We start from the raw sequence: 10,895 nt of genomic DNA, 5'->3' as shown, positions 1-10,895 counted from the left end.
CCGAGGGCGGTCCCCGCCCCGACGTCGTGCTGATGGACCTGCAGATGGGTTCCGGCATGCACGGGGTGGAGGCCACCCGGCGGATCACCGCGCTGCCCGATCCTCCGGCGGTGCTGATCCTGACCACCTACAACACGGACGCGGACATCCTCTCCGCCGTCGAGGCGGGCGCGACGGGCTACCTGCTCAAGGACGCCCCGCCGGAGGAGCTGGCCTCAGCGATCCGCGCCGCCGCCAAGGGCGACACGGTGCTGGCGCCGCCGGTCGCGGCGCGGCTGCTGGGCCGTTCCCGCGCCGGAAGGCCGGTGCTGTCGCCGCGCGAGCTGGAGATCCTGGAGCTGCTGGCGGAGGGCCTGCCCAACCGTCAGATCTCCAAGCGGCTCTTCATCAGCGAGGCCACGGTGAAGACCCATCTCGTGCACATCTACGACAAGTTGGGCGTCGACAGCCGCACCTCCGCGATCGCCGCTGCCATGCAGACGGGGCTGATCCGGGCCCGGTAGTCGGCCGGGCGGCCGGATCAGCCCCGCGGGGCGCGCTGAGATCAGGAGTCGCCGATCAGGAGCGGCCGATCAGGAGTCGCCGATCAGGAGTGGCCGCCGCTCGCGGACGCGGGCGGGTTGTTGTGGGCCGTCGGCGACGCCAGAGCCTCGGCGCTGGCCGAGGGCATGCTCGCCAGCGGCTTGCCCTTGTTGGCGTTGTCCACCCACGCGGTGAAGTTGGCCGGCGAGATGTCCTGGCTGTTGTAGGTCGGGTAGGCGGGCGTGCCGTTGAGCAGCACCGTCGGGGTCGAGTTGTAGCCGGACTTGTCGAAGTCCGACTGCACCGCCGTCACCCAGCTGCCGTAGGAGTTGTTGTTGACGCAGGCTTCGAAGCCGGGCGAGTCCAGGCCGGGCACCTGCTTGGCCAGGCTGATCAGGATGGACCTGTCGGCCCAGGCGTCGACCGTCTCCTGCGGCTGGTTGGCGTAGAGGACGTCGTGGTAGTCGTGGAAGCGGCCGACGTTCTGGGCGCAGGCCAGCGCGTTCGCGGCGTTCTTCGAGCCCTTGCCCCCGTCGTGGCGGTCGATGAACGAGGCGATGTGGTACTGGATCTGGATCTTGCCCTGGGCCAGCAGCTGGTTGATGGTCGCCCTCATGCCCGTCTCGAACTGCTCACAGGCAGGGCAGCGCGGGTCCTCGTAGATGGTGACCGTGCTGGGCGCGGCGGTACCGCCGACCGGGACGAGCAGCCTGGTGTTGCCGACGGTCCCGCCGGGTGCGTCGGTTCCGGCGTTGTAGCTGCTGGTGCGACCGTTCTGCACCACGATGCCGATCACGACCGCGGCCGCGATGACGACCAGCGCCGTGAGGATGACGGCGAGTTTGCGCTTCTTGCGGGCCGCGACCTCTTCCCTGGCGCGTTCCTCCTGCATGCGCTCGCGGGCGCTGCGCTTGCCGACGTCGTTCTTAGTGCTCATCAGATCTTCTGTTCTGTCGGACTGTTGACGTAACCGGGATCCGCCCCGACCGTCGGTCATGCGGCCAGCCAGCCGTCGAGCGACAGCCGCGTCCTCGGGTGCCGGATCAGCCAGCCCGCCAGCAGCAGGAAGCCGCAGTCGCGGAGGATCTCCTGCCAGTACTGGGTCTGCGAGGCGGCCACCGAGCCGCCGCCGCCGAAGCAGCCGCAGTCGATGGAGATCCCGCGGGCCCACACCGAGGCGATCGAGGCGATGTAGACGAGCAGCAGCACGGCCGAGAGGGCGGCGGCGATCCGCGTCCCGAGGCCGACCAGGAGCAGCAGCGCGAGCGCCAGCTCCAGGAACGGCAGGCCGTAGCCGAACGGCTTGACCAGCGCCTCGGGCAGGATCCGGTAGACCCGTACGGCCTGTGCCGCGGCCTGCGGATCGGAGATCTTCGCCAGCCCCGCCCAGGCCCACACGATCGCCAGGCCGATGCGCACGGCCGTGCCGATCGAGGCCGCCACAGCGGTCACCCTCCCTGCTCCGGGCGCTCCTCGCCCGGCCCGGTCGATTGGGAGCAATCCTGCCTTATGTTCCTTAACGGGCATGCGTCATTCTCCGCGATTCGCAGCATTCTCCACATAGCGCTGGAGCGCTGACGGGTCGTCGAGCAACTCCGGATGCACCCACAGGTCGACCTCGCCGCCGTTCAGAAGCATCGACGGAGTGCCGTGGTGCACCCCCGCGGTGTCGTAGAGGTGCTGCGCGGCGTCGACCCACGGCTTCCAGTAGAGCGTGCGCACCTCGGAGTCGAACGCCGCCGACCGCAGGCCGGGAACCTGCGCGGCCAGCGTCAGCAGGCGATCGGTGGTGAACCCGTCCACCTCCTCCTCGCCCTGGTTGGCCAGGAGGAGGGCGTGGAACAGCGGGAATCCCCCGTGGGCGAGCGCGGCGCGCGCGGCGTCGGCGGCGGCCACGGCGCCGGAACCAGACAGGCGTTCGTCGAGTGAAGACTCGATCACGTAGTGGACGAGCACGCGGTGACGGGCGATCAGCTCGCGCAGCGTCGGACCCTGCCGTGCCTCGAAGGCGGCGGTGTCGGAGCAGCGGTAGTCCTCGAAGAGGGTCAGCTGCACCGGCGCGTCCGGGTAGCCGACGTCGACGGTCACCCCGTCCGGGTCCAGGAAGGCCGGCAGAGCGAGTGCGACGGAGCGGTCCGGCAGGTCCACGAAGGCGGGCTCGGGGCTCGTGGCGGAGGCCGGCGCGGAGCCGGGTCCGGGTCCGGCTCCGGACCCGGACCCGGGCTCGGGCTTGGCAGCACCAGAAGCAGCGGCGGGCGTGGGCTTGGCCTGCGGCGCGGAGGACGGGACCGCGGGGTGGTGGTGGCGATGGGCACGGTGGTGCGCCCTCGCCTCTCCCAGCGCCTGGTTGACGGTCGATTCGGCGGCGACCGCGACGCTGAGCGCCACCGCCGCGAGAGCGGCCCGCGCCGCCCTGCTGTGCTGGGGGTTCGGCACGGGTCCTCCTCGACGGGCGTCACGAGGGGCAGAACCGGCTTTCGACGCACGCCCCGAGCGCGATCATCAGCGAGCCCGCCGGGCGTGTCCGGGCACGCCACGCGTCGCTTCACCTGATCGAGGGAGCGCGCTCAGCAAGACGGAGGGGGCGTGGACCCAAGTCCACGCCCCCTCCGGATAGCACCTCTGGCGGCTGCCTGTCCGGTCGCCCGAACGCCCGTCAGCCGTCAGCGTCAGCCGTCAGCCGTCAGCGCTTGCGCACGCCCTGGGCGAGCTCGGCGGTCAGCTCGCGGACCGCTGCGTAACCCGCCTCCGGCGAGGACGCGTCCAGGATCCGCTGCACGAAGGCCGAGCCGACGATGACGCCGTCGGCGAAGGCGGCCACCTCGGCCGCCTGGACGGCGTTGGAGACCCCGAGGCCGACACAGACCGGCAGCTCGGTGGTGGCCCGGGTACGCGCGACCAGGTCCTCGGCCATGTCACCGACCTGGGCGCGGGTGCCGGTCACGCCCATGACGGCGGCCGCGTACACGAAGCCGGTGCCCTTGGCGGTGATGACCGCCAGCCGCTCGTCACGGCTGGACGGCGCCACCACGAAGACGGTCGCCAGGCCCTGCTCAGCGGCAGCGGCGAGCCACTCGTCGGCCTCCTCGACGGGCAGGTCGGGCAGGATGCAGCCCGCGCCGCCGGCCGCGGCGAGGTCGGCGGCGAAGCGCGCCTGCCCGTACCGGTCGACCGGGTTCCAGTACGTCATGCACAGCACCGGAACGGTCGGGTTGGCGGCGGTGACGGTGCGGATCGTCTCCAGCACGTCCTTGGTCCGCACGCCCCCGCGCAGCGCGATGTCGTCGGCGGTCTGGATGGTCGCGCCGTCCAGCACCGGGTCGCTGTGCGGCAGGCCGATCTCGACGACGTCCGCGCCGCCGTCGATGAGCGCCTGCACGGCCTGCGCGGCGCCCGCGACGGTCGGGAAGCCGGCCGGCAGGTAGCCGATCAGGGCCGCTCGGTTCTCCGCCTTCGCGGCGGCGAGGGTCTGGTCCAGCAGTGCGTTCGTCACTTGGCACCACCAGCGGCATCGGCAGCGGAATCGTCGAGCAGCCCGAAGTACTGGGCGGCGGTGTGCATGTCCTTGTCCCCGCGGCCGGAGAGGTTCACCAGGATGACCGCGTCGGGGCCGAGTTCCCGGCCCAGCTTCAGGGCGCCGGCCAGCGCGTGGGAGGACTCGATGGCCGGGATGATGCCCTCCGTGCGGGAGAGCAGGCGCAGCGCCTCCATGGCGTCGGCGTCCGTGCAGGGCCGGTACTCGGCGCGGCCGGAGTCCTTGAGGAACGCGTGCTCCGGGCCGACGCCCGGGTAGTCCAGACCGGCGGAGATCGAGTGGGACTCGATCGTCTGCCCGTCCTCGTCCTGGAGGACGTAGGTGCGCGAGCCGTGCAGCACGCCCGGGTCGCCCTTGGTGAGCGTCGCCGCGTGCTTCGGCGTCTCCACGCCCTCGCCGGCCGCCTCGATGCCGATCAGGCGCACGCCGGCGTCGGGGATGAAGTCGTAGAACACGCCCATCGCGTTGGAGCCGCCGCCCACGCACGCGACGACGGCGTCCGGCAGCTTGCCGGTGCGGTCCAGCACCTGCGCGCGCGCTTCTTGGCCGATCACCCGGTGGAAGTCGCGGACCATCATCGGGAACGGGTGCGGACCGGCGACGGTGCCGAACAGGTAGTGGGTGGAGTCGACGTTGGCCACCCAGTCGCGGAACGCCTCGTTGATGGCGTCCTTCAGCGTGCGGCTGCCGGACTTCACCGGCACGACCTCGGCGCCGAGCATGCGCATCCGGGCGACGTTCAGCGCCTGGCGCTGGGTGTCGACCTCGCCCATGTAGATGGTGCAGTCCATGCCGAAGAGCGCGGCGGCGGTCGCGGTGGCGACGCCGTGCTGGCCCGCGCCGGTCTCGGCGATGAGGCGGGTCTTGCCCATGCGCCTGGTGAGCAGCGCCTGGCCCAGCACGTTGTTGATCTTGTGCGAGCCGGTGTGGTTGAGGTCCTCGCGCTTGAGCAGGATGCGGGCGCCGCCCGCCTCCGCCGAGAAGCGGTGGACGTCGGTCAGCGGGCTCGGGCGGCCCGTGTAGTCCTTGAGCAGGGTGTTCAGCTCGGCCGCGAACGCCGGGTCGGCCTTGGCCTTCTCGTACTCGTCGGCCACCTGCTCGACGGCGGCGACGAGCGCCTCCGGAATGAAGCGGCCACCGTACGCGCCGAAGTAACCGCGCGCGTCGGGGACGGATGTCACGTCGGACATGAGTGTTCCCTTGGGGATGTGAACGGACGTGGGCAGGCGTGCGCGAAGCGGCGCACCCACGTCGAGACCATGGTCTCAGTGGTGCGCGACGCTCCGCACGCGCTGCCATCGCCGCCCGGGAACCTGGCCCGGCTCGGCACCGATCACGTACCGCACGCGACGCCCGAGGACGCGCCGAGCGGGCGCGCGACACCCGCGCGGCTTGCAGCCGCGCTGCAGACCGGCGTAGCCGGGCTGGTGGAGGGCGTCGAGGGTCACGTGTCCGATCCTAGCGGGAAGGGTGGGGCGCACTGCCCAGAGGCGCGCGCCCGCGGGGGCGCGAGATCAGCGCCCGTGCCGCAGCGCCGGGTGCGCGCCGGCGGCGACGAGGTCCGCGACGGCGGCCTTCGGGTCCTTGCCGGTGACGAGGGACTCGCCGACCAGGACCGCGTTCGCGCCCTCGTTCGCATAGGCGATGAGGTCGTGGGGACCGCGGACACCCGACTCGGCGACCTTCACGACGTTCGACGGGATCGCGTGGGCCACGTTGGCGAACGTGTTGCGGTCGACCTCGAGGGTCTTCAGGTTGCGGGCGTTCACGCCGATGATCCGCGCTCCGGCGTCGACCGCGCGGGCGATCTCCTCCTCGTCGTGGACCTCGACCAGCGGGGTGAGACCGATGGACTCGGCCCGCTCGATCAGGGAGACCAGCGCCTCCTGGTCCAGCGCGGCCACGATCAGCAGGGCCAGGTCGGCGCCGTAGGCGCGGGCCTCCCACAGCTGGTAGGAGGTGACGATGAAGTCCTTGCGCAGCAGCGGGGTGTCGACCGCCGCACGGACCGCCTTGAGGTCCGCCAGCGAGCCGCCGAAGCGTCGCTGCTCGGTCAGGACCGAGATGGCGGCGGCGCCGCCGGCCGCGTAGTCGCGGGCCAGCGCCGCCGGGTCGGCGATCGCGGCCAGCGCGCCCTTGGACGGGCTGGAGCGCTTGACCTCGCAGATGACCGAGACGCCCTCGCCGCCCAGGGCGGCCACGCCGTCCTTGGCCTCGGGGGCCTTGGCCGCGAGCTCCTTGAGCTCGTCGAGCGAGACCCGGGCCTGACGCTCGGCGAGGTCCTCACGGACTCCGGCGATGATCTCGTCGAGCACGGTCACTCGGGGCCCCCATTCGTCGGGTCGGTTGGTGGTCTCGCACAATTCGGCGTCTCTCGGATGCCTGTCTGTGCATGACCTGGATCGATGGTATCCGTCCGGCCGCGTCGAACCTGAATCGAGAGGCCGCCGGTCTCGCTCTCCGGACAGTTCCGAAGGCCTTACGGAGCCAGAAAAGCGCCGGTGGGAAGGTTGCGCACAAGGGTGAACGCGAGGACGAGGACCGCCGCCGCGAGCAGCCACGGACGGCCCACGCGCAGCGCGGGACGGGGGCGTCCGCGCACGGCCCGCAGCGCCCACAGGGTCCAGAAGGAGACGGTCAGACCGCACAGGGCGACCACGAGCACGTTGTCGTGCAGGGCGGTGCCGAGCTCGCCACGGGTCAGCGCGTGGACGGCGCGCAGTCCGCCGCAGCCGGGGCACCACCAGCCGGTCAGCGCCAGGAACGGGCAGACCGGGTAGTGACCGGGCCGGTCGGGATCCACGACGCCGACATACGCCGTCGCGGCCGCGCCGAGGCCCAGCAGCCCCAGCGGGACGCGGGCCGATGCCGATGCCGATGCCGAGGTCTGCACCGGAGGCGACGCCGGAGTGTGCGCCGAGGCCGCAGCGCCCGGGCCACCGGGGTCGCGGGGGTCACCTGGGACGGCTGTCACGCCCCGATTCTGGTACCGGACCGGCGGCGGTCCCGGAAGGGCGCGCCGCCGTGTCGGCAGAAGCGTGTCGGCGGAAGAACGCTCCGCGAGGAGCCCCTCAGCGTCGGCTCAGGCGGAGACGCTGCTGGAGATCGCGTCCTTGGAGGTCGCGACGGCGTGGGTGTCGGGCTTCTTGCCGAAGCCGGCCGCCGACAGGACCTTGCCGACCACGGCGCCACCGGCGGCGACCACCAGGCCGATGATGACGAGGACCGGGATCGAGTAGACCATCGCCACGCCCGCCAGCATGAAACCGACGAAGGAGACGGTGACACCGGTCCAGGCGGCGACGGTGTGTCCGTGGGCGTTTGCCGACATTAACTGCTCCTAGATCTGGGACTCTCCCGCCCGGGGAGAGTTCTTCCGCTCCATTGTCCCGTATCGGCGAGCTCAGCTCGCAGTGGGGTCCTCGCCGCGGTCCAGCGCCTTCCACAGGTCGGCCGGGCTCGACTGCCCTGCGGACGCCGTGGCCGAGGACCCGCCCCGCGGTCCGGCGGCGGACCGCTTGCCGGCCGGGGCGTCGTACCGGGCCGACATGCCCGGCCAGGCGGCGCCGCGCAGCGTCGTCAGCACCCCGGCGACGACGACCAGCAGCCCGCCGAGCGCCGCGATCCACGGCCACGCCGAGTGCGTCACCGAGCCGACCGTGACGTCGGTGAGGCCGACCGAGCGGGCGGCCTTCTCGTCCAGGGCGCCGGTCTCCGAGCCGAGCGCGGCGGTCGCGGCGAAGACCGCGCCCGCGCCGGCGAGCGTGACCAGGCCGCCCAGCACTCGGCGCGCCGTGCCGCGCACCGCGAAGACGGCGACCACCGAGGCGAGCGCGACCAGCGCCATGGCGCCGGGAACGCCGCTGACCTCGCTGCCGTGGGCGGTGACGGTCCTGGTCGCGCCCTGCGCCTGGACCGTGCCGGAGACCCACGTCTGCCCGGACGCGACCAGCAGCAGCGTCGCCCCCACGACCGAGAGCAGCAGCGTCACCGCGAGGGTGCGGCGCCAGGACGTCGCGGGCCGCTGCTCGGCGGCCTGCTCCGCGGTCTGCTCCGCGTCCTGTCCGGCGTTCGACTGGGCTGCGGTCCCGGCAGCCGTCTGGTCTGCGGCCTGGACTGCGGTCTGGACTGCGGTCTGCTCTGGGGTCTGCTCGGGGCTCACCGCTCCAGTGTGCCCTGCGCCGCCGGACCCGCCGGACGCAGGGTCGCCGCGGCGGCGACGGCGCGGAGCACGGCGGCGGCCTTGTTGCGGCACTCCGTGTCCTCGCTCGCCGGATCGGAGTCGGCGACGACGCCCGCGCCCGCCTGGACGTAGGCCCTGCCGCCGCGGATCAGCGCGGTGCGGATGGCGATGGCGGTGTCGGAGTCCCCGGCGAAGTCGAAGTAGCCGACGCAGCCGCCGTAGAGACCGCGGCGGGTGGGCTCGAGCTCCTCGATGATCTGCATGGCGCGCGGCTTGGGCGCACCGGAGAGCGTCCCGGCGGGGAAGCAGGCGGTGAGCACGTCGAAGGCGGTGCGATCGGGGGCGACCCGGCCGGTGACGGTGGAGACGATGTGCATGACGTGGCTGTAGCGCTCGACGGTCATGAAGTCGACGACCTCGACGCTGCCCGGCGCGCAGACCCGGCCCAGGTCGTTGCGGCCCAGGTCGACCAGCATCAGGTGCTCGGCGCGCTCCTTGGGATCGGCGAGCAGCTCGGCGGCGAGCTCCGCGTCGCGCTCGGGCGTGGCGCCGCGCGGACGGGTTCCCGCGATGGGGTGCAGCATCGCCTCCCCGTCCTCGACCTTGACCAGCGCCTCCGGGCTGGAGCCGACCACGTCGAAGGGCTCCGCGTCCGGGCCGGGGGCGCCGAAGCGGAAGAGGTACATGTACGGGCTGGGGTTGGTGGTGCGCAGCACCCGGTACACGTCCAGCGCGCTCGCCGGGCAGTCGACCTCGAACCGCTGCGAGGGGACCACCTGGAACGCCTCGCCCGCGCGGATCTTCTCCTTCACCGCCTCGACGGCCGCCCGGTAGGGCGCGCCGCCGAACGGCGAGACCGCCGTGACCGCGGGGGCCGGGGTGAGCACGGCGGCTCCGGCCTCGGTCGGCCGGGCCAGGTCGGCGGTCATCCGGTCGAGCCGGGCGACGGCGTCGACCCAGGCGGCGTCGACGCCGGTGGGCTGGTCGTCGCGGTTGACGGCGTTGGCGATCAGCAGCACGGAGCCGTCGGTGTGGTCGAGGACGGCGACGTCGTCGGCGAAGAGCATGGTGAGCTCGGGCAGCCGCAGGTCGTCCGGCGCGATCTCGGGCAGCCGCTCCAGCCGCCGCACGATGTCGTAGCCGAGGTAGCCGACCATTCCGCCGGTGAACGGCGGCAGTTCACCGCCGGCGTGCAGGTCGCGCGGTCCGCGCAGGGCCTCGATGGTGGCGCGCAGCACCTGGAGCGGGTCGCCGGACGTCGGGACGCCGACGGGCGGGGTGCCGATCCAGCGGGCGTGGCCCTCGGCGTCGACGGTGAGCTGGGCGCTGCTGCGGACGCCGACGAAGGAGTAGCGCGACCAGTGGCGGCCCTGCTCGGCGCTCTCCAGCAGGAAGGTGTTGGGACGTTCCCCCGCGAGCTTGCGGTAGACGCCGACGGGCGTGTCCCCGTCGGCCAGCAGCCGCCGGGTCACCGGGATCACCCGGCGGTCCACGGCGAGCTTGCGGAAGGTGTCGAGGTCGGGGGTGACGCTGCCGCTGGTCATGCCCAGGAAGCGTACCGGCTCGGCGTCCGCCGGGCCGTGCCGTCCAGGCCCCGGGAGGGAGGCTGCCTCAGCCGCCGGTGACCGGGAGCGTGCCGGCGTCGAAGCAGGTGCGGTCGCCGGTGTGGCAGGCCGCGCCGAGCTGGTCGACCTTGACCAGGAGGGTGTCCCCGTCGCAGTCCAGCGCCACGGACTTGACCAGCTGGACGTGGCCGGAGGTGTCGCCCTTGACCCAGTACTCGGACCGGCTGCGGCTCCAGTAGGTGCAGCGGCCCGTGGTGAGCGTGCGATGCAGCGCCTCGTCGTCCATCCAGCCCATCATCAGCACCTCGCCGGTGTCGTACTGCTGGGCGACGGCGGGGACCAGCCCGTTGGCGTCGCGCTTGAGGCGGGCGGCGATCGCCGGGTCGAGCTCGGTGGTGTTCGGGGCGGCGGGTGTGGCGGACATACGACCAATGCAACCACAGTGACGCACCCTGTCGCGGACACGGCCGGAGGCGGCATGCTGGGGCGCATGGGGCTTGCTGGGGGGTTCGGACGGCTGCGCGGCTCTCGTTTCGGCCTGGCCGCGACGCTGGTGGCGGTGCTCGCCGCGGTGGCGCTGGTCCTGGTCTTCGCGCTGCGCTCGAAACCGGCGACACCGCAGGCGAAGGCGTCGCCGTCACCGACGAAGGCCGCGCCGTCCCCCTCGCCGTCGCCCTCGCCCACGCTGCCGAACACCTTCGCCTACATCTCGCTCCAGCCGGGCGACTGCTTCGACTCCCCGGCCTTCAGCAAGTCGCTCACGCTGCTGGTCAAGCGCGCCTGCACGGGCCCGCACGACGCCGAGGTCACCCGGCTGACCACGCTGCCGGACGGCCTGACCGACTACCCGACGATCGTGCACAGGTCGCTGGAGCTGTGCGAGCCGCTGAACGCCGCGGCCTACCGGAAGCAGAGCGTGAAGGAGCTCCAGTACTACCAGCTCTATCCGAGCCTGGCCGAGTACAAGGGCGGGCGGCACACCGTCACCTGCGCTCTCTCCGGCGGCAGTTACCAGGGCGCGCGGAAGTTGACAGCACCGCTCCAGCGCTGAGTGCGGGCAAGTTGGTCTAGTCCTATTGACGCGGACCCG

Annotated in this window: 14 protein-coding genes; 2 read left to right on the top strand and 12 right to left on the bottom strand. The window is 72.6% G+C overall.

Annotation, left to right across the window (positions count from 1 at the left end; genetic code table 11):
- Positions 1 to 503 (top strand): LuxR C-terminal-related transcriptional regulator (locus TR50_RS20375; protein ID WP_236654498.1); only part of this gene is annotated, 503 nt, incomplete at its 5' end.
- Positions 504 to 586: 83 nt separating this feature from the next.
- On the opposite strand, the gene TR50_RS20370 is transcribed toward TR50_RS20375, so the two are convergent.
- From TR50_RS20370 to hisI, 12 genes are all read right to left on the bottom strand, one after another.
- Positions 587 to 1,459 (bottom strand): DsbA family protein, encoded by an 873-nt coding sequence (locus TR50_RS20370; RefSeq protein ID WP_042423268.1) that lies wholly within the window; start codon positions 1,457 to 1,459, stop codon positions 587 to 589.
- A 56-nt stretch (positions 1,460 to 1,515) separates the two neighbouring features.
- The gene (locus TR50_RS20365; RefSeq protein WP_236654497.1) at positions 1,516 to 1,974 is read right to left on the bottom strand and encodes a MauE/DoxX family redox-associated membrane protein; all 459 of its coding nucleotides are present in this window, start codon (positions 1,972 to 1,974) and stop codon (positions 1,516 to 1,518) included.
- 78 nt (positions 1,975 to 2,052) lie between these two features.
- Positions 2,053 to 2,958 (bottom strand): DsbA family protein, encoded by a 906-nt coding sequence (locus tag TR50_RS20360; RefSeq protein WP_052441135.1) that lies wholly within the window; start codon positions 2,956 to 2,958, stop codon positions 2,053 to 2,055.
- Between the two features lie 247 nt (positions 2,959 to 3,205).
- The gene (gene trpA, locus TR50_RS20355; RefSeq protein WP_042423265.1) at positions 3,206 to 4,015 is read right to left on the bottom strand and encodes a tryptophan synthase subunit alpha; all 810 of its coding nucleotides are present in this window, start codon (positions 4,013 to 4,015) and stop codon (positions 3,206 to 3,208) included.
- Positions 4,012 to 5,247 carry a tryptophan synthase subunit beta gene (gene trpB / locus TR50_RS20350; protein ID WP_042423263.1) on the bottom strand — a complete coding sequence of 412 codons (1,236 nt, stop codon included), beginning with the start codon at positions 5,245 to 5,247 and terminating at the stop codon, positions 4,012 to 4,014. The genes trpA and trpB overlap by 4 nt, the downstream gene beginning before the upstream one ends.
- Before the next feature lie 75 nt (positions 5,248 to 5,322).
- The gene (trpM, locus tag TR50_RS44325; RefSeq protein WP_084700630.1) at positions 5,323 to 5,514 is read right to left on the bottom strand and encodes a tryptophan biosynthesis modulator TrpM; all 192 of its coding nucleotides are present in this window, start codon (positions 5,512 to 5,514) and stop codon (positions 5,323 to 5,325) included.
- Between the two features lie 57 nt (positions 5,515 to 5,571).
- Positions 5,572 to 6,378, bottom strand: coding sequence for an indole-3-glycerol phosphate synthase TrpC (gene trpC, locus TR50_RS20345; RefSeq protein ID WP_042423260.1), 807 nt, complete (start codon positions 6,376 to 6,378; stop codon positions 5,572 to 5,574).
- A gap of 158 nt (positions 6,379 to 6,536) precedes the next feature.
- Entirely contained in the window at positions 6,537 to 7,031 is a 495-nt protein-coding gene (locus TR50_RS20340; RefSeq protein WP_084700622.1) for a DUF2752 domain-containing protein, read from the bottom strand.
- A gap of 108 nt (positions 7,032 to 7,139) precedes the next feature.
- Positions 7,140 to 7,388, bottom strand: a complete 249-nt coding sequence (locus TR50_RS20335; RefSeq protein ID WP_042423255.1) for an HGxxPAAW family protein — start codon at positions 7,386 to 7,388, stop codon at positions 7,140 to 7,142.
- A gap of 72 nt (positions 7,389 to 7,460) precedes the next feature.
- Positions 7,461 to 8,219, bottom strand: a complete 759-nt coding sequence (locus tag TR50_RS20330) for a TIGR02234 family membrane protein (RefSeq protein WP_084700620.1) — start codon at positions 8,217 to 8,219, stop codon at positions 7,461 to 7,463.
- On the bottom strand, positions 8,216 to 9,784 hold the full coding sequence (locus TR50_RS20325) for an anthranilate synthase component I (RefSeq protein ID WP_042423252.1): 1,569 nt from the start codon (positions 9,782 to 9,784) through the stop codon (positions 8,216 to 8,218). The genes TR50_RS20330 and TR50_RS20325 overlap by 4 nt, the downstream gene beginning before the upstream one ends.
- Positions 9,785 to 9,851: 67 nt before the next feature.
- Entirely contained in the window at positions 9,852 to 10,229 is a 378-nt protein-coding gene (hisI, locus tag TR50_RS20320) for a phosphoribosyl-AMP cyclohydrolase (RefSeq protein WP_042423249.1), read from the bottom strand.
- A 66-nt stretch (positions 10,230 to 10,295) separates the two neighbouring features.
- Between hisI and TR50_RS46815 the strand changes: the two genes are divergently transcribed.
- Positions 10,296 to 10,856: a hypothetical protein gene (locus tag TR50_RS46815; protein ID WP_160311139.1), complete on the top strand. Its 561-nt coding sequence runs from the start codon at positions 10,296 to 10,298 to the stop codon at positions 10,854 to 10,856.
- The last annotated feature ends 39 nt before the right edge of the window (positions 10,857 to 10,895 follow it).

Origin of the sequence: Streptacidiphilus anmyonensis (assembly GCF_000787855.1) — a bacterium.
GTDB lineage: Bacteria > Actinomycetota > Actinomycetes > Streptomycetales > Streptomycetaceae > Streptacidiphilus > Streptacidiphilus anmyonensis.
The sequence above is the reverse complement of the archived record's forward strand: the minus strand, read 5'-3'. Positions and strand labels throughout refer to the sequence as shown.